The sequence below is a fragment of the Micromonospora sp. NPDC047812 genome, assembly GCF_040704175.1.
GTDB lineage: Bacteria > Actinomycetota > Actinomycetes > Mycobacteriales > Micromonosporaceae > Micromonospora.
This window is the reverse complement of record NZ_JBEYRY010000002.1, coordinates 359,608-376,789: the sequence shown is the minus strand read 5'-3', so window position 1 is coordinate 376,789 and position 17,182 is coordinate 359,608. Positions and strand designations below refer to the sequence as shown.

The 17,182-nt window shown below is 74.3% G+C and carries 15 protein-coding genes; 10 read left to right on the top strand and 5 right to left on the bottom strand.

What is annotated here, in order from left to right; translation table 11 throughout:
- Positions 1 to 60 precede the first annotated feature (60 nt).
- Positions 61 to 987, bottom strand: a complete 927-nt coding sequence (locus AB0883_RS09395; protein ID WP_366640784.1) for a cyclase family protein — start codon at positions 985 to 987, stop codon at positions 61 to 63.
- A 385-nt stretch (positions 988 to 1,372) separates the two neighbouring features.
- Positions 1,373 to 2,275 (bottom strand): AraC family transcriptional regulator, encoded by a 903-nt coding sequence (locus AB0883_RS09390; RefSeq protein WP_366640783.1) that lies wholly within the window; start codon positions 2,273 to 2,275, stop codon positions 1,373 to 1,375.
- A gap of 151 nt (positions 2,276 to 2,426) precedes the next feature.
- Between AB0883_RS09390 and mfd the strand changes: the two genes are divergently transcribed.
- The 4 genes from mfd to AB0883_RS09370 all read left to right on the top strand — a co-directional run bounded on the left by mfd (position 2,427) and on the right by AB0883_RS09370 (position 9,600).
- Positions 2,427 to 6,077, top strand: coding sequence for a transcription-repair coupling factor (mfd, locus tag AB0883_RS09385; protein ID WP_366640782.1), 3,651 nt, complete (start codon positions 2,427 to 2,429; stop codon positions 6,075 to 6,077).
- A 136-nt stretch (positions 6,078 to 6,213) separates the two neighbouring features.
- The gene (locus tag AB0883_RS09380; protein ID WP_366640781.1) at positions 6,214 to 6,984 is read left to right on the top strand and encodes a hypothetical protein; all 771 of its coding nucleotides are present in this window, start codon (positions 6,214 to 6,216) and stop codon (positions 6,982 to 6,984) included.
- 2 nt (positions 6,985 to 6,986) lie between these two features.
- Positions 6,987 to 7,958, top strand: a complete 972-nt coding sequence (locus AB0883_RS09375) for a nucleoside triphosphate pyrophosphohydrolase (RefSeq protein WP_366640780.1) — start codon at positions 6,987 to 6,989, stop codon at positions 7,956 to 7,958.
- A gap of 22 nt (positions 7,959 to 7,980) precedes the next feature.
- Complete coding sequence (locus AB0883_RS09370; protein WP_366640779.1) at positions 7,981 to 9,600, top strand: DUF885 domain-containing protein; 1,620 nt, start codon at positions 7,981 to 7,983, stop codon at positions 9,598 to 9,600.
- 43 nt (positions 9,601 to 9,643) lie between these two features.
- Here the strand turns inward: AB0883_RS09370 and AB0883_RS09365 are convergent, their stop codons facing one another.
- A complete protein-coding gene (locus tag AB0883_RS09365) occupies positions 9,644 to 10,336 on the bottom strand; it encodes a hypothetical protein (protein ID WP_366640778.1) in 693 nt (230 codons plus the stop codon).
- Between the two features lie 233 nt (positions 10,337 to 10,569).
- Here AB0883_RS09365 and eno point away from each other — a divergent pair, with 233 nt between their 5' ends.
- The 4 genes from eno to AB0883_RS09345 are packed head-to-tail and all read left to right on the top strand — an operon-like array spanning position 10,570 to position 13,655.
- Positions 10,570 to 11,853, top strand: a complete 1,284-nt coding sequence (eno, locus tag AB0883_RS09360) for a phosphopyruvate hydratase (RefSeq protein WP_366640777.1) — start codon at positions 10,570 to 10,572, stop codon at positions 11,851 to 11,853.
- Between the two features lie 32 nt (positions 11,854 to 11,885).
- Entirely contained in the window at positions 11,886 to 12,524 is a 639-nt protein-coding gene (locus tag AB0883_RS09355) for a septum formation initiator family protein (protein WP_366640776.1), read from the top strand.
- A 34-nt stretch (positions 12,525 to 12,558) separates the two neighbouring features.
- The gene (locus tag AB0883_RS09350; RefSeq protein WP_366640775.1) at positions 12,559 to 13,116 is read left to right on the top strand and encodes a DUF501 domain-containing protein; all 558 of its coding nucleotides are present in this window, start codon (positions 12,559 to 12,561) and stop codon (positions 13,114 to 13,116) included.
- Positions 13,117 to 13,118: 2 nt separating this feature from the next.
- Positions 13,119 to 13,655, top strand: a complete 537-nt coding sequence (locus tag AB0883_RS09345) for an amino-acid N-acetyltransferase (RefSeq protein ID WP_311414779.1) — start codon at positions 13,119 to 13,121, stop codon at positions 13,653 to 13,655.
- A 1-nt stretch (position 13,656) separates the two neighbouring features.
- On the opposite strand, the gene AB0883_RS09340 is transcribed toward AB0883_RS09345, so the two are convergent.
- Positions 13,657 to 14,556, bottom strand: a complete 900-nt coding sequence (locus AB0883_RS09340) for a PHB depolymerase family esterase (RefSeq protein WP_366640774.1) — start codon at positions 14,554 to 14,556, stop codon at positions 13,657 to 13,659.
- Between the two features lie 96 nt (positions 14,557 to 14,652).
- Between AB0883_RS09340 and AB0883_RS09335 the strand changes: the two genes are divergently transcribed.
- Both AB0883_RS09335 and AB0883_RS09330 read left to right on the top strand, forming a co-directional pair.
- Positions 14,653 to 15,651 (top strand): helix-turn-helix transcriptional regulator, encoded by a 999-nt coding sequence (locus AB0883_RS09335; RefSeq protein WP_366640773.1) that lies wholly within the window; start codon positions 14,653 to 14,655, stop codon positions 15,649 to 15,651.
- A gap of 27 nt (positions 15,652 to 15,678) precedes the next feature.
- Positions 15,679 to 16,608 (top strand): Ppx/GppA phosphatase family protein, encoded by a 930-nt coding sequence (locus AB0883_RS09330; protein WP_366641689.1) that lies wholly within the window; start codon positions 15,679 to 15,681, stop codon positions 16,606 to 16,608.
- A 121-nt stretch (positions 16,609 to 16,729) separates the two neighbouring features.
- Here AB0883_RS09330 and AB0883_RS09325 read toward each other — a convergent pair whose 3' ends face one another.
- Positions 16,730 to 17,143: a nuclear transport factor 2 family protein gene (locus AB0883_RS09325; RefSeq protein ID WP_366640772.1), complete on the bottom strand. Its 414-nt coding sequence runs from the start codon at positions 17,141 to 17,143 to the stop codon at positions 16,730 to 16,732.
- Positions 17,144 to 17,182 lie beyond the last annotated feature (39 nt).

The window sequence follows — 17,182 nt, the reverse complement described above, 5'->3', positions numbered from 1 at the left end:
GGTGGGCGGTCGGGCCGGGCGGCGCCGCAGGTTGGCGGGAGGCGGCCGTGGTACGGCAGGTCAGGTGGGGTCGACGACCGCGAACGCCCGTACCGGGAAGGTGCCCATGCCGGCGACCATCGGCGGGGCGGCCGTGAACCGGAAGCCGGTCGGGGGCAGCGCGTCGAGCCCGGTCAGGTGCTCCACGATCGGGACGCCGGCGGCCAGCAGGGTGCTGTGCGCCGGCCGCTCGCCAGCCGCCGCCGGGCTCATGTCGTCGATGTTGATCGAGTCGATGCCGACCAGGGCGGCGCCCGCGTCGACCAGGGCCCGGGCGCCGTCCCCGGTGAGGTAGGGCGCCTCCGGCGCGCCGTACCGGTCGGTGCCGAAGTGCGTCGACCAACCCGTGTGCAGCAGCACCGCGTGCCCGACGACGTCGTACGGGGCCAGCAACAGCCGGTCCACCGCGCGGGTGCCGGCCGGCACCCGGACCACGACGGCGGGCAGGTCGGCGAGGCGGTCCAGCGGGGTGGCGGCGAGGTCGGCGCCCCCGGCGAAGCGGTGGGCGGGCGTGTCCAGGTACGTGCCCGTGTTGGCGATCATGTCGATCCGCCCCACCTGGAACTCGGTGCCGGGGGCGTAGTTGGCCCGCGACGCCTCCCGCGTCAGCCACTCGGTGATCCGCGGTGCCGGCCAGCCCGGCAGGGTCGTCATGCCGTCGGCGACCACGTGGCTCAGCTCGATCAGGCGTCGCCGGGAACTGCCATCCGCGCCGGCCCCGGCGGCCACGCCCCGGCCGCCCTTGTGCGGCTCCTCGACGATCGTCCGGCCGGTGATCCGCACCTCGGCCACCATCAGCAGCCCGAGGTGCCGGACGAACAGCGCCGCCAGCTCGTCGTCGGTGATGTCGCGGCCGGGGATGTCCAGGCGGAACCCGTCCGTCCGCAGCCCGCCGCCGTTGGCGAAGGTGACCTCCGCGTCGAACTGTGCCCGCCACTGGTTGCCCATCAGCGCAGCCGATCACGACCGGCCGTGCCAGTCAAGATCCTTCGATCGGGCTGCCCCGCGCCCACCGGAGTGCCGTACAGGGGGGTGCACGGCACCGCCGGTGGGCAGCGACGGCGTTTCGCCGTCGCCGAGGTCGCAGCCGGATGGAGCTGCGGGCCTCCCCGAACAGGTCCGCGCACCCCGCGACCGCCGATCCGGCGGCTCGATCCCGGCTGACGAATCCCATCTTCGGCCGCCGGGCGGGCCGGGGTCTTGAACATCGATGCTCGTTTCACCCCGGCTCGACGATTCCGGCCCTAGCACTCCCCGCCCCACCCCGATCGATCCAACCCGACGACCCGCCCCGGCCCGGGGCACCGAGGGGCGGCACCGAGGGGCGGGTGGGTCAGGTCGGCCGGGTGCGGGTGAGGAGACGGCGCAGGTGGGCCGGGGGGTGGCCGAGGTGGTCCCGGACGACCCGGGTGAGGTGGGCCTGGTCGGCGAAGCCGTGCTCCGCCGCCACGGCGCGCAGCGGCCGTCCGTCCGCCTCGGCGAGGGTGTCCAGCACCGCCCGGACCCGCAGCCGGTTCCGGTAGGCGGTGAGGCTGCTGCCGGTGACCCGGTGGAACACCCGGCTCAGGTGGTGCGGAGAGGCGCCCACCTCCCGGGCCACCTCGTCGAGGCCGAGCGAGAAGTCGCCGGCGGTGAGCACCTCACGCGCCCGGTCGGCCAGGCGACGGTGGGCGGCCTGGGTGGCGGGCCGCCGGCCGACCGCGCGGGCCAGGTCCGCCTCCGGCGGTTCGGTACGGGCGTCGGCGAGGCTGAGCACCCCGTCGAGGAAGCGGTGCAGCCGCTCCGCCATCTCGAAGCGGTCCAGCCCCCGACGGAACTCCGCGATGAGCATCCGGTGCGCCAGGTCGAGCGCCGCGTCGGAGGTGCCCTCCCAGCCGGCGGTCTCCAACCAGCGGGCCCCGTCCGGGCGCTCGGCCAGCACCGCCGGATCGACCTGCACGCAGGTGTACGAGTCGCCGCAGCCCAGCGGGTGGGACACGGACATCTCGTCGCCCGGCCGGGTGAGCAGCACCGAGGTGGCGTCCGAGAACGTCGTACGACCGTTGAGCCGCCGCCGGTACGCCCCCGACCGCCCGAGGATGAGGTTGTAGAACCTCTCGACGGCGGGTTCGGTCCAGCCGTGGCTCTCGACGATGCAGCGCACCTCGTAGATCAGGATCCCGTCCGGGTGACCCAGCACCCGCCACCGGCCGGGCGTGGTCTTCCGGCGCGGGTCGCTGCCGTTTCCCTCAGGCATCCGTTCTCCCCTCGGGTGGCCCAACGCGGATTGTCGAGGAACCAACCTACGCGGGGGTGGTTCGTCCGACCGGAGAGATAGTGTCGACCGGTGGACCCCCCGTCCGACCGGACGAGGGGTGATCGTCGTGTCGTCCGCTGGAAGTGATCACATGCTCACCGGTCTGTTCTCCGCCGCCCTGGCCGACCCGGGGCTGGCCCGGGCACGTGACCTGGCGCGCTCCGGTGCCGCGCAGGTCGACGGCCTCGACATCACCGCGCCGCCCGCGCTGCGCCCGTTCGCGGTCGCCGCCGTCGCGGCCGACCAGGCCGGCGACGGCGGGCCGGGCGGCGGCGCGGGTCGTCCGGTGCTCGCCGTGACGGCCACCACCCGCGAGGCCGACGACCTGGCCGCCGCGCTGGGCGGCCTGCTCCCGCCCGAGCAGGTGACGGTCTTCCCGTCCTGGGAGACGCTGCCCCACGAGCGCCTGTCGCCCCGTTCCGACACGGTCGGCCGGCGGCTGGCCGTGCTGCGCCGCCTGGCGCACCCCGGGTCGGCGGACGCGCACGGCCGCACCGGGCCGCTGCGGGTGGTCGTGGCGCCCGTCCGGTCGTTGCTGCAACCGCAGCTCAAGGGGCTCGGCGACCTGGAGCCGGTGCAGCTCGCCGCCGGGCAGGAAGCCGACCTGGAGGAGGTCGCCCGCCGGCTCATCGACATGGCGTACGCGCGGGTCGACCTGGTCACCAAGCGGGGCGAGTTCGCCGTGCGCGGCGGCATCCTCGACATCTTTCCGCCCACCGACGAGCACCCGTCGCGGGTCGAGTTCTGGGGCGACGAGGTGGAGGAGATCCGCACCTTCGCCGTCGCCGACCAGCGCACCATCGAGCAGGTGCCGCAGCTGTGGGCGCCGCCCTGCCGGGAGCTGCTGCTCACCCCGTCGGTGCGCAAGCGGGCCGCCGCCCTCGCCGAGGAGCACCCGGAGCTGGCCGAGATCCTCGACAAGCTGGCCGAGGGCATCCCGGTGGAGGGCATGGAGTCCCTCGCCCCGGCGCTCATCGGCGCCGACTCGATGGAGCTGCTGCTGGACGCCATGCCGGCCGGCACCCACGTGCTCCTCTGCGACCCGGAGCGCATCCGCACCCGGGCGCACGACCTGGTGCGTACCTCCGACGAGTTCCTCCAGGCGAGCTGGGCCGCGGCCGCCGTCGGTGGCCAGGCCCCGGTCGACCTCGGCGCCGCCGCCTTCCGGACCTTGGCCGACGTACGCGCCGTCGCGGCGAAGCTGCGCCAGCCCTGGTGGACGCTGTCGCCGTTCGGCCTGGTCGAGGCGGACGCCGCCCCGGCCCGGCAGCCCTGGGAGGACGGGCCGGAGGCGTACGACGTCACCCCCGACGACGCGATCGCCGTGACCCTCTCCGCGCAGCCGGCCCCGCTCTACCACGGCGAGACCGCCCGGGTGGTCGACGACCTCAAGCGCTGGACCGGCGAGGGCTGGTCGGTCGCGCTGGTCTTCGAGGGGCACGGTCCCGCCCAGCGGGCGGTCGAGGTGCTCCGCGACGCCGGCCTCGGCGCGCGGCTGACCGAGGAGATCCCGGCCGCACCCGCCCCCGGCGAGGTGCTGGTCGCCTGCGGCAGCCTGACCGGCGGCTTCGTCGACGAGGCGTCCCGGTTCGTGCTGCTCACCGGCAACGACGTCACCGGCGGGCGGGGCACCTCCACCCGCGACATGCGCAAGATGCCGAGCCGGCGGCGCAACACCATCGATCCCCTGGAGCTCAAGGCCGGCGACCACGTCGTGCACGAGCAGCACGGCATCGGCCGCTACGTCGAGCTGGTGCAGCGCACCGTCAACGGCGCCTCGCGGGAATACCTGGTCATCGAGTACGCCCCGAGCAAGCGCGGCCAGCCCGGCGACCGGCTCTTCGTCCCCACCGACCAGCTCGACCAGCTCTCCCGCTACGTCGGCGGGGAGCAGCCCACCCTGCACAAGATGGGCGGCTCGGACTGGCAGAAGTCCAAGGCCCGGGCCCGCAAGGCGGTCAAGGAGATCGCCGCCCAGCTCATCCAGCTCTACGCGGCCCGTAAGGCGTCGAAGGGGCACAACTTCGGCCCCGACACGCCGTGGCAGCGGGAGCTGGAGGACGCCTTCCCGTGGCAGGAGACGCCGGATCAGCTCGCCGCCATCGAGGAGGTCAAGCGGGACATGGAGCAGACCGTCCCGATGGACCGGCTGATCTGCGGCGACGTCGGCTACGGCAAGACGGAGATCGCGGTCCGGGCGGCGTTCAAGGCGGTGCAGGACGGCAAGCAGGTGGCGGTGCTGGTCCCCACCACGCTGCTGGTGCAGCAGCACTACAACACGTTTGCCGAGCGGATGAGCCAGTTCCCGGTGACCATCAAGCAGCTCTCCCGCTTCCAGACGCCCAAGGAGGCCGAGCGGACCCTGGAGATGGCCGCCGCGGGCACCGCCGACATCGTCATCGGCACCCACCGGCTGCTCCAGGCGGCCACCCGGTTCAAGTCGCTCGGCCTGGTCATCGTCGACGAGGAGCAGCGCTTCGGCGTCGAGCACAAGGAGCACCTGAAGACGATGCGCGCCTCGGTCGACGTGCTCAGCATGTCGGCCACCCCGATCCCGCGCACCCTGGAGATGGCGATCACCGGCATCCGGGAGATGTCCACCATCGCCACCCCGCCGGAGGAGCGGCACCCGGTGCTGACCTTCGTCGGGGCGTACGACGAGCGGCAGGTGGCCGCCTCCATCCACCGGGAGCTGCTCCGCGACGGGCAGGTCTTCTACCTGCACAACCGGGTCGAGTCGATCGAGAAGACGGCCCGGAAGCTGCGCGAGCTGGTGCCCGAGGCGCGGGTCGCGGTGGCGCACGGCCAGATGGGCGAGGAGGCCCTGGAGAAGGTCATGGTCGGCTTCTGGGAGAAGGAGTTCGACGTGCTGGTCTGCACCACGATCGTGGAGTCCGGCATCGACATCCCCAACGCCAACACCCTGATCGTGGAGCGGGCCGACCTGCTCGGCCTGGCCCAGCTGCACCAGATCCGCGGCCGGGTCGGCCGGGGCCGGGAGCGGGCGTACGCGTACTTCCTCTACCCGCCGGAGAAGCCGCTCACCGAGCACGCCCACGAGCGGCTGGCGACCATCGCCCAGCACACCGAGCTGGGCGCCGGCATGTACGTGGCGATGAAGGACCTGGAGATCCGGGGCGCCGGCAACCTGCTCGGCGGCGAGCAGTCCGGGCACATCGAGGGTGTCGGCTTCGACCTGTACGTGCGGATGGTCGGCGAGGCGGTCTCCGCGTTCAAGGGCGAGCGCCCGGAGGAGGAGACCGAGGTCAAGGTCGACCTGCCGGTCGACGCCCACCTGCCGCACGACTACGTCGCCGTGGAGCGGCTGCGCCTGGAGATGTACCGCAAGCTCGCCGAGGCCCGCGACGAGGAGCGACTGCGCGAGGTGGTCGCCGAGATGACGGACCGCTACGGCGAGCCGCCCGCGCCGGTGCAGAACCTCGTCGCCGTGGCCCGGTTCCGGCTGCTGGCCCGCCGGTACGGCCTGACCGACGTCTCCATGCAGGGCAAGCACATCCGGTTCGGCCCGTTGCCGCTGCCCGACTCGAAGCAGCTGCGGCTCAAGCGCTACCACCCGGACTCGGTCTACAAGCAGGCCCTCGACCAGGTCAGCGTGCCCCGGCCGAGCACCCGGCGGGTGGGCGGCGAGCCGCTGCGCGACCAGGCCCTGCTGGAGTGGTGCGCCCAGCTGCTGAAGGACGTGCTGGGGGAGCCGGCGGTGGCGGGAGCCTCCGCCCGGTGAGCGGCGATCGACGATGGCCGGCCGGCAGCCGGCGAGCGACCAGGGGGCGGGGACCCGGGCCGGCACGGGACGGACGCGCGGGGAGACCGGTGGGCGGTGTCACGGGGGCCCCGGGCGGCATGAGAGAGTGACCGACATGCGTGCTCGCCGTCTTGTCGCCGTCGCCAGCGTGGCGCTCGGCCTCGTCGCCCTCTCCGGTTGCCGTGCCGAGCCCGGTGTCGCCGCCTACGTCGGTGACCTGCGGATCACCGAGGATGCCGTCACCGGGGTCGTGGACGACCTGCGGGCGAAGAACCCGACGCCGACGGGGCAGCCCGCGGCGCCCGAGGGGCAACCCCCGGCGCAGGTGCCGCAGCTGCCCGACCGCGGCCAGATCGTCAGCATGCTGGTGCTCTCCGAGGTCTGCGAGCGGCTCTCCGCGGACAAGAACTACCAGCCGCGCGGGCAGGTCGCGGCGGAGCAGCTCGCCCAGCAGATGGGCCTGTCGCCCGACACCGGCTACGTGCGCCAGTCCGCCGAGCTCTACAACTGCCTGTCGGGGGTGCCGACCGGTGCGCCGGCCGAGCCGACCGCGCAGGACCTGAAGGACGTGGTGGCGGCGGGCCGCAAGGCGGGCGCCATCCCGGCCGACGTGCCCGACGAGGCTGCCGCCCGCCAGCTCGACGGCGAGCAGCTGCGCGGCGCGCTGGCCACCCGCAAGTCGCTGGCCGAGGCGGTCGCCGCGTACGACGTGACGGTCAACCCCCGCTACCGCCCGCTGGAGTTCCCGGTGCTGAGCTTCTCCGGCAACGCGCCGGCCGTGAGCGTGCCGCTGGGCGAGGCCGGCTCCGACGCGGTCACCGACGTCTCCACCCCGGATCCGCTGCCCACCGCCGGGCCGCAGGCGGCCGGCGGGACCGACAGCTGAGCATGTCCGCCCGGATCGTCCTGCTCGTCACCTCGCCCCGGCTGCCGGCCGGGCTGCTGACCGCCGCCGCCTGGGACGTCGTACGCCGGCATCCGGTGCTGGCGGGGGCGGAGAGCGAGCTGACGACGGCGGTCCGCGCGGCGGGCGCCGAGGTCACGGTGGTCGACGGCCGGGCGACGCAGGCGTTGCTCGACGCGGCGGCGACGCACGGCGTCGCGGTGTGGCTGGCCGGCCCGGCCGGCGACGAGTCGCTGGCCCGCGAGCTGGGCCTGCGGCTGGCCCGCGAGCCCGTCCTGGCCGAGCTGGAGCTGATGTACGGCTCCTGGGACCCGCCGGGCGCCCGGCTGCTCGACGCGGTGGCGGTGATGGACCGGCTGGCCTCCCCGGGCGGCGACCCCTGGAAGCGCGCGCAGACCCACCGCAGCCTCGCCGGCTTCCTGCTGGAGGAGTGCTACGAGGCGTACGACGCGATCAGCGCCGGGGACACCGACGCGCTGCGCGAGGAGCTGGGCGACGTGCTGCTCCAGGTGGTGCTGCACGCCCGCCTCGCCGAGGAGCTGCCCGAGGGGCAGCGGTGGACCGTCGACGACGTGGCCGGCGGGCTGGTCGACAAGATGGTCCGGCGCAACCCGCACGTCTTCGCCGACGCGGCGGCGGGCACCCTGGAGGAGATCGAGGCGAGCTGGGAGCGGATCAAGCGGGCCGAGAAGGCGCGTGACTCGGTGCTCGACGGCATCGCGCTGAGCCAGCCCGCACTCGCCCTGGCCGCCAAGATCCTGGAGCGCGCCGGGCGGGTCGGCCTCGCCGTACCACCGCCCCTCGCGGACTCCCAGGTGGACCCGGAGGCGCGGCTCGGCGCGGGCCTGCTCGCCACGGTCGCGGCGGCCCGCGAGGCGGGCCTGGACCCGGAGGCGGCCCTGCGCCGCGCCGCCCTGGCCTACGCGGACGCGGTCCGCGCCGCCGAAAAGGCCTGAGCCGACCCGGTAGGGTCGGCGGGTGGAATCGTTTGTGCCGCTCGCGGAGCGGATCGTCGACGCGTTGCTCCAGAGCCGGCCCGGGCTCGCGACCTCCACCGGCGACCACCGGTACGACGACCGACTGCCGGACCTCTCCGCCGGGGCGGTCGCGGCCGACCGGACCATGCTCAAGGAGGCCGCGGACGCGCTCGCCGAGCTGGACCCGGACGCCCTGGACGTCGAGGAGCGCGTCGACCACGCGCTGCTCACCTCGTTCGTGGACCGGGAGCTGTTCGAGTCCGGCGACATCCGCGCACACGAGTGGGACCCGCTGCGGCACAACCCCGGGCCGCTGCTGCACGCGCTGCTCGCCCGCCCGTACGCCCCGGCGGACGTGCGGCTGACCAGCCTGGCCGGTCGGCTCGCCGCCGTACCGGACGCGCTGGCGACCGCGCGCGCGACGCTGCGCGACATGCCGCGCATCCACGCCGAGACGGCGGTCGGGCAGTTCACCGGCGCGGCGGCGCTGATCCGCGACGAGGTGCCGGCGCTGCTCGCGCAGGCCCCCGCCCTCTACGACCGGGTCGAGCCGGCGGCTACGGCGGCGATCGCGGCGCTGGAGGAGTTCGTCGCGTGGCTGCGTCAGGGCCTGGCCGCCGACGCCGGCCCCGGGCGGGACCCGCGGCTGGGCCGCCGCCGCTGGGAGGCGCGGCTGTGGCACACCCTCGACACCGAGCTGGGCGCCGCCGAGATCCAGCGCCGGGCCTGGGCCAACCTGGACCGGGTCGGCGAGGAGATCCGCGCGGCGGCCGTCGAGCTGGTCGGCGGCCCGGCCGACGACGAGACGGTACGCCGGGCGCTGGACCTGCTGGCCGCCGAGCACCCGGACGACCACACCATCGTGGACCTCGCCTCGGTCACCCTGGACGAGGCGACCGACTTCGTGCGCGCCCACGACCTGGTCACCCTGGTCGACGACCCGTGCGTGATCCAGGAGATGCCCCAGTTCGCCCGGGGCGTGGCGGTCGCCTACTGCGACTCGCCCGGCCCGCTGGAGACGGCGGACGTGCCGACCTTCTACTGCATCGCGCCCACCCCGGCGGACTGGCCCGCGCACCGGGTCGAGTCGTTCTACCGGGAGTACAACGACCACATGATCCGCAACCTGACGGTGCACGAGGCGATGCCGGGGCACTTCCTCCAGCTCGCCCACGCCCGCCGGCACGTCGGCCCCACCCGCGTACGCGCGCTGACCGAGTCGGGCCCCTTCATCGAGGGCTGGGCGGTCTACACGGAGGAGCTGATGGCGGGCCTCGGCTTCGGCGGCCTGCCGGTGCGGTTGCAGCAGCTCAAGATGCAGCTCCGGATGACCATCAACGCGCTGCTGGACCAGCTCGTGCACTGCGAGGAGCTGCCGGAGGCCGAGGCGATGGCGCTGATGACCGGGCGGGGCTTCCAGGAGGAGGGGGAGGCGGCCGGCAAGTGGCGGCGCGCGCTGCTCACCTCGACGCAGCTCTCGACGTACTTCGTCGGCTACAGCGAGGTGGCCGCGATCGCCGCCGCCCGCCCGGCCGGCGTGTCGGTGCGCGAGTGGCACGACGCGATGCTCGCACACGACTGCCCGCCCCCGCGCCACCTGCGCACCCTGCTGGGCGTGTGAGAGAGGGCGGGCTCCACCGGCACCGCCGTGGTGGCGGGGTCGGTCACGAGCTGACCGGGCGGCGGTCCACGACGCCGGCGTCGGGCGGCAGGTCGAACACGGCGCCGTCGACCGTCTCGCGGTAGCGGCTCAGCGCCAGCTCGACCTGGCGGCCGTCGACCCGGCCGGTGAAGCTGCCCAGCACCCCGTCGGTGGTCACGCAGGCGGTGAAGTCCCCGCCCGACTGCGTCACGTCGACGCAGGTGGCGTGGTGGCCGGCGAGGGTGGTGTCGCTCTGCTCGATCACCGCCTCCGGGTCCAGCGCGGCGGTGGTGAGCAGCCCCACGACGACCGGCGGCGTCAACAGCCCTCGCTGCTTGGCCTCGGTGAACATGGTCACCGTGGGCTTCGCGTTGGGCGCGGGCGGTGCCTCCAGGGTGCAGGTCGCGCGGCCGGCACCGGTCTCGCAGCGGGTCGTCGCATCCGGGGTGACGGTGAGCTTGCCGCCGGGCCAGGTGTACGCGGAGCGGGCCGGGTCCTGGGCCTGGGCGATGGTGGCGGTCTGCCCGCCGGGGAGCTGGTAGTCGGCGGAGTAGGTCAGCTCCAGGGCCCGGTCGAGCCGGGCGGCCAGGTCGTTCACCAGGTCGGACCGCCCGATCGCCCGGCCGGCGTCGTCGAGGGTCTGGCAACCGGTCACCGTGAGCGACGCGATGACCGACACGGCGAGCATGCGGAGGGTGGTCGAGGCGGCGGGCATGGCGACCAGCCTCGCCGATCGGGTCAACCGCGCGCAAACCCGTTGCCGGTTGAGGCACGAGAATCCGGGAATGTCCGTGTAAAGCACTGCCCGGAGGCAGGTTTCGGATCGGGCCGGCGAGCGCCCGGACCGCCCGCGTCCGAGCGCCGCCCGATACGCTGCGTTCAACAACTGCCTCAGCCGCACCGTCGCGGCCCATACCGGACCGGAACACACAAACGAGGAGCGACTCAGTGGCAACCATCGAGGGAATCGTCGCGCGGGAGATTCTGGACTCGCGGGGCAACCCGACCGTCGAGGTCGAGGTCGGGCTCGACGACGGCACGATCGCCCGGGCGGCGGTGCCCTCCGGCGCCTCCACGGGCGCCTTCGAGGCGATCGAACTGCGCGACGGTGACGCCGACCGCTACCAGGGCAAGGGTGTCGAGAAGGCGGTCTCGAACATCGAGGACAAGATCGTCGACGAGCTGATCGGCTACGAGGCCAGCGAGCAGCGGCTGATCGACCAGAAGATGCTCGACATCGACGGCACGGACAGCAAGTCCGAGCTGGGCGCGAACGCCATCCTCGGGGTCTCCCTGGCGGTGGCCAAGGCGGCGGCCGGCAGCGCCGAGCTGAGCCTCTTCCGCTACCTGGGCGGTCCGAACGCGCACCTGCTGCCCGTGCCGATGATGAACATCCTCAACGGCGGCGCGCACGCGGACTCGAACGTCGACATCCAGGAGTTCATGATCGCGCCGATCGGCGCGCCCAGCTTCCGTGAGGCGCTGCGCTCCGGCGCGGAGGTCTACCACGCGCTGAAGTCGGTGCTGAAGAAGAAGGAGCTCTCCACCGGCCTCGGCGACGAGGGCGGCTTCGCGCCGAACCTGCCCACCAACGCCGCCGCCCTGGACCTGATCGCCGAGGCGGTGGAGAAGGCCGGCTACCGGCTCGGCACCGACATCGTCTTCGCGCTCGACGTGGCCGCCACGGAGTTCTTCGACAACGGCACCTACACCTTCGAGGGCACCGCGAAGACCGCCGAGGAGATGAGCAACTACTACACCAAGCTCGCCGGCGACTACCCGATCGTGTCGATCGAGGACCCGCTGGCCGAGGACGACTGGACCGGCTGGCAGACGCTGACCGCCTCGCTCGGCGACCGCATCCAGATCGTCGGCGACGACCTGTTCGTCACCAACCCGCAGCGCATCGCCCGCGGCATCGCCGAGAAGGCCGCCAACGCGGTCCTGGTCAAGGTCAACCAGATCGGCTCGCTGACCGAGACCCTGGACGCGGTGGACCTGGCCCACCGGGCCGGCTTCAAGTGCATGATGAGCCACCGCTCCGGCGAGACCGAGGACACCACCATCGCCGACCTGGCGGTGGCCACGGGCTGCGGCCAGATCAAGACCGGCGCCCCGGCCCGCTCGGACCGGGTCGCGAAGTACAACCAGCTCCTGCGGATCGAGGAGGAGCTGGCCGACGCGGCGCGGTACGCCGGTGCGGGCGCCTTCCCGCGCTACCGTTCCGCCTGAGACGCGCGAGGCCTCGGGGGAGGGGTGTGACGATGCAGCAGCGCCGCACACCGGGCGGTCAGCGCCCCGCCCGCCGGCCGGGTCACACCGGCCGGCCGGGCGGGGCCCGGGGCGCCCGGACGTCGGTCCGCGAGGGCGGTGTCCGCGCCGAGCCGCGGGCCACGGCCGGTCGCGCGCCGGGGGCGGCCCGGGGCGCGGAGGGCGTACGCTCCGCGAGCCGGCCCGCCGCGGCCCGTCGTACGGCCGCCGGCACCGTCAAGCGGCTCTCCGCACCCCGCTCCCGGGGCCTCACCGGGCGGGCCACCGTGCTCTTCGCGGTGCTGATCGCGCTCGCCCTGGCCTACACCTACCCGGTGCGCGTCTACCTGGACCAGCAGGCCGACATCGAACGGATGGAGGCCGCCCAGGCCGCCCAGCGGGAGGCGATCGAGGAGCTCTCCGAGCGGGCGGCCAAGTGGCAGGACCCGGAATACATCAAGATCCAGGCCAGGGAGCGGTTCTTCATGGGGCCCCCGGGCGAGACGCTGCTGGTGGTGCTCTCCGACCCGGCGGGCGCCGCCCGGGACGCCGGTTCGGCCGCGGCCCCGTCGGCGCCGGTCACCCCCGCTTCCTGGTACGACACCCTCTGGTCGAGCGTGCAGGCCGCCAACGGCGAGCAGCCCGACAAGTGAGCAACACCCGAGCATCGAACGAGAGACCAGCATCGTGACTGTCGTACCACCGCAGGAGCCGGCGGCGGACTCCGTACCCCCGCCGCGGCGCGAACCGGCCACCGAGGCCGACCTGGCCGCGGTGGCCGCGCAGCTCGGACGCCCGCCCCGGGGCACCCGGGCCGTGGCCCACCGCTGCCCCTGCGGCCTGCCGGACGTGGTGGAGACGACCCCGCGCCTGGCCGACGGCACCCCCTTCCCGACGCTGTTCTACCTGACCTGCCCCCGGGCGACGGCGGCGTGCAGCCGGCTGGAGTCGGCGGGGCTGATGAAGGAGATGGCGGACCGGCTGGCTGCCGACCCGGAGCTGGCCGCGCGCTACCGCGCCGCGCACGAGGACTACCTGGCCCGCCGGGACGCGATCGGCGAGGTGCCGGAGATCGCCGGCATCTCCGCCGGCGGGATGCCCGGCCGGGTGAAGTGCCTGCACGTGCACCTCGGGCACGCGCTCGGGGCCGGGCCCGGGGTGAACCCGTTCGGCGACGAGACGCTGGAGCTGGTGGAGAAGTGGTGGGCGGCCGGGCCCTGCGTGGACGTGCCGGCGGCGGACTGACCATGGCGGGCGCGGACGGGGGCGTGGCGGGGGCCGACGAGGTCGTGGTGCGGCGGGCCCGCACCTCGGACGTGCGCGGCATCCGGCGGCTCGTCGACACCTACACCGACGACCGGCGGCTGCTCAGCAAGGCCACCGTGACCCTCTACGAGCACGTGCAGGAGTTCCGGGTCGCGGTCCGTGCCGGCGACGGCGCGGTCGTCGGCTGCGGCGCGCTGCACGTGATGTGGGAGGACCTGGCCGAGATCCGGACCGTTGCGGTCGACCCCTCCTGCCGGGGGCGCAAGCTCGGCCACCGGATCGTCGCGGAGCTGATCGACGGCGCCCGCGAGCTGGGGGTGGCCCGGATCTTCGTGCTCACCTTCGAGACCCGGTTCTTCGGCTCGTTCGGGTTCACCGAGATCGACGGCGCGCCCGTGCCGCAGCCGGTCTACGAGCAGCTCCTGCGCTCCTACGACGAGGGCGTCGCGGAGTTCCTCGACCTGGAACGGGTCAAGCCGAACACCCTCGGCAACACCCGGATGCTGCTGCGCCTCTGACTCAGCTCCGGCGCGGGTGGGCGGCGAAGAAGTCCCAGACGAGTTCGGTGGCGACGAGGCCCGCGTCGGGGGCGGCCAGCTCGCCGGATGCCGCCCCGGGCCACGAGTGCCCCATGTCGGGCAGGGTGTAGACGGTCACGTCGCTGCCGTCGCCGCACCGCGCGTCGGTGCGGGTGACCCGCGGCGCGCCCGGCGGCGGTGCGCCGGTCTTCGGTGTGCAGCGCAGCCGTCGCTGCCAGGTCCGTACGCCCTCGGTGAAGACGTCGGCGTAGCGGTCCTGCCCGCCGATGAACGTGATCACCGACACGGGTCGCCGGGGCACGTAGGTCTCGGGGGCGGTCCGGGGGCCGCTGTAGCCACCGCTGACCACGCCGATCGCCGCGAAGAGCCCCTCGGCCTCGACGGCGGCGCGGAAACTCATGTCCCCGCCGTTGGAGATGCCGGTGAGGTAGACCCGGTCCGGGTCGACCCGCCACGTCCGCACGAGGTGGGCGGTGAGGTCCTTGAGGAAGCCGACGTCGTCGGTCGTCCCGCAGCAGATCAGCGCGTTGAAGCCGCCGTTGTGCCCGTCCGGGTACGCGACCAGGAAGTTCTCCCGGTCGGCCACGGCGTCCAGCCCCACCATGTCCCGCAGGCGGGCGCCGCTGCCGGGATAGAAGTGCAGGGCGATCACCAGCGCGGTGGGCCGGGCGGGGTCGTAGCCGGGCGGGGCGTGCAGCAGGTACCGGCGGTCGGACCCGCCGTGCGGCAGGGTGAGCCGGTGGTCGCCGGCGGCGGGGCGCTCGACGGCCCCCGAAGGCGACGGGGCCGGCGTGACCCGGGCCTGACCCCGGCCCCCACCACACGCCGTGGTGACGACGGCGAGCATCAGCCCCGTCAGCACTGCCACCGTCCGTCGCACGCCCCGCCCCCTCCGTGACCCGATGTCCACACTGGATCGGGCGACCCCCGCGCGGCAACCCTTTCGGTCCAGGCCGAAGGGAGGCAGTCTGCTGGCATGCTTCGTCTCCGCCTGGGCCCGGCGGACCTGTGCCGGGTCCGCTTCGCCGACCGTCTGCACCCGGTGGGCACCGCCATGCTGGCCTGTCAGGCGCTGTACGACGCGGAGGCGGCCCGGACGGCGCCGGGCCCGGCCGCCGGCGCGGCGACGGCGACGGGCCGGGTCCGCTCCGCCGCCTCGGTGCTGCGGCACCTGCTGCCCGCGCGCGGTCGCCTGCCGGACTTCCTCACCCCGCTCGACGGCCTGGAGTCGGTCGCCGCCGGCCTGGAGGCGATCCGGGCCGTCCCCGTTTGGCGCGTGCGGGCCGAGGTGACCGCCGCGTACGCCGACCTGGCCGAGACTCCGTTGCGCAGGCGGTTCGCCGAGGCCGACGGGGAGACGATGAACCTGTTCGGCCGGGCCCTGGGCACCTGGCACGACGCGGTGCTCGCGCCGCACTGGGCCGACCTGACGGACGTGCACCGGCACCAGGTGGCCGAGGCGACCGGGCACCTCGCGGCGTACGGGCTGGACGGGTTGCTGAACGCGTTGCACCCGGCGATCCGGTGGGAGGCGCCGACGTTGACGTTGACGGTGCGGACCTGGTGGAGCGCGACGGTGTCCGGCACCGGCCAGGGCCTGCTCCTGCTGCCCTCCCCGCTGGCCGGGCCGCATCCCCGGGTGCTGGTGGAGCCGGACCGGCCCGTGCTGGTGGTGTATCCCGCGCGGATGCCGCACCGGGTCGGGTCGAGCGTCGCCGATCCGCTCGGCCGCCTGTTGGGCGCCACCCGGGCGGCGGTGCTGCGTCGGCTCGGCGGCCCCGGCCGGCACACCACCACGACGCTCGGGCGGGCCGTCGGCATCAGCGTCTCCTCGGCGTCCGAGCACGCGGGGGCGTTGCGGGCGGCCGGGCTGGTCGTCAGCGTCCGGGACGGCGGGGCGGTGCTGCACCGGTTGACGCCGCTCGGCACCGAACTGCTCGGCCGCGACGACGTCCTGCCGCCCGCCGGCGCCTGACGTAGGGTTGCTGCCGTGACGACGCGTGTGGCCGCCATCGACTGCGGGACCAACTCGATCCGACTGCTGGTCGCCGACCTGCCCGACGCCTCGGCGGGTCCGGAGGCGCCGCTGGTCGACCTGAGCCGGCGGATGGAGATCGTCCGCCTCGGCCAGGGCGTCGACAAGACGGGGCGGCTGGCCCCGGAGGCGATCGAACGCACCCGGGTCGCGCTGGCCTCCTACGCCGCCGAGATCGAGAAGCTGGGCGCGGAGCGGGTCCGGATGTGCGCCACGTCGGCGTCCCGGGACGCCTCCAACGCCGCCGAGTTCCGCGAGACGGTCGAGCGCACCCTCGGGGTCGCGCCCGAGGTGGTGACCGGTGACGAGGAGGCGCGGCTCTCCTTCACCGGCGCGGTGCGCGGGCTGCCCGCCGACGCGCGCGAGCCGTACCTGGTCATCGACATCGGCGGCGGCTCGACCGAGTTCGTCGTCGGCACCCGCGCGGGCGGCGTCGAGGCGGCCATCTCGATGGACATCGGCTGCGTCCGGATGACCGAGCGACACCTGCACGGCGACCCGCCGGGGCTGGACGAGGTCGCCGCGGCGCAGGCCGACATCGCGGTCGCGGTGGAGCGGGCGCTGGAGGCCGTGCCGGGCCGGCAGGCCGCCACGCTGGTCGGGCTCGCCGGGTCCGTCACCACCGTGGTCGCCATCGCCGAGGGCCTCCAGGAGTACGACCCGGGCCGCATCCACCACGCCCGGGTCCCGTACGACGCGGTGGCCGACGTGACCGCCGACCTGCTCGGCAAGAGCCGGGAGCAGCGGCTGGCCATCCCGGTGATGCACCCGGGCCGGGCGGACGTGATCGGGGCGGGTGCCCTGGTGCTCCGGGTGATCATGGAGCGGGCGGGGATGGACTCGGTGGTCGCCTCCGAGCACGACATCCTCGACGGCATCGCCTGGTCGCTGGCCTGACCCGCCCGGGAGAACCTGGCGACCCCGCGCCACGACGGCGGTGAGGCACGGCGTGCGGTGATCGGACCCGGCGCCGGTTCCGATCACCGCACGGCTCGACCCGGGTCAGCCGGTCCGCGACTCAGCCTGCGAACGCGGCGTCGATCGCGTAGGTGTCCTCGTACATGTGATAGGTCGTGATCTTGCCGTTCCTGACGCCGATGTGCAGGGCGAAGTGGTTGGTGAACGACTTCCCCGTGGCGAGGACCTCGAACTTGTTGTGCCCGAGCACGACCGCGTTCTCCCCGTCGACGACCGTCGTGGCGATCTCGTATTCCTGGGCCGGTCCGAGTACGCGACCGAACGAGCCGAAGAAGTCCGGCAGTTCGGCCGGGGTGGAGCGCCGCCCGGACCAGGGGACGGCGGGGGTCCCGTCGACCACGAAGTCGAACGTGTCGGCGAAGAGGTCGACGAGTCCTGGTACGTCGCCGGCGCCGAACCGCGCGAAGAAGGACTCGACGACGGCGGCTGTGCTGGTACGTGTCGCGTTGCTCATGCGGATGGAACTCCTCTGTGCGTGACGTGGTTGGTCACC

Excerpts from the sequence above, each read along its gene's own strand:
- AB0883_RS09395 (WP_366640784.1), bottom strand. The coding sequence starts at position 987 with ATGGGCAACCAGTGGCGGGCACAGTTCGACGCGGAGGTCACCTTCGCC.
- AB0883_RS09390 (WP_366640783.1), bottom strand. The coding sequence starts at position 2,275 with ATGCCTGAGGGAAACGGCAGCGACCCGCGCCGGAAGACCACGCCCGGC.
- mfd (WP_366640782.1), top strand. The coding sequence starts at position 2,427 with ATGCTCACCGGTCTGTTCTCCGCCGCCCTGGCCGACCCGGGGCTGGCC.
- AB0883_RS09380 (WP_366640781.1), top strand. The coding sequence starts at position 6,214 with ATGCGTGCTCGCCGTCTTGTCGCCGTCGCCAGCGTGGCGCTCGGCCTC.
- AB0883_RS09375 (WP_366640780.1), top strand. The coding sequence starts at position 6,987 with ATGTCCGCCCGGATCGTCCTGCTCGTCACCTCGCCCCGGCTGCCGGCC.
- AB0883_RS09365 (WP_366640778.1), bottom strand. The coding sequence starts at position 10,336 with ATGCCCGCCGCCTCGACCACCCTCCGCATGCTCGCCGTGTCGGTCATC.
- AB0883_RS09355 (WP_366640776.1), top strand. The coding sequence starts at position 11,886 with ATGCAGCAGCGCCGCACACCGGGCGGTCAGCGCCCCGCCCGCCGGCCG.
- AB0883_RS09345 (WP_311414779.1), top strand. The coding sequence starts at position 13,119 with ATGGCGGGCGCGGACGGGGGCGTGGCGGGGGCCGACGAGGTCGTGGTG.
- AB0883_RS09335 (WP_366640773.1), top strand. The coding sequence starts at position 14,653 with ATGCTTCGTCTCCGCCTGGGCCCGGCGGACCTGTGCCGGGTCCGCTTC.
- AB0883_RS09325 (WP_366640772.1), bottom strand. The coding sequence starts at position 17,143 with ATGAGCAACGCGACACGTACCAGCACAGCCGCCGTCGTCGAGTCCTTC.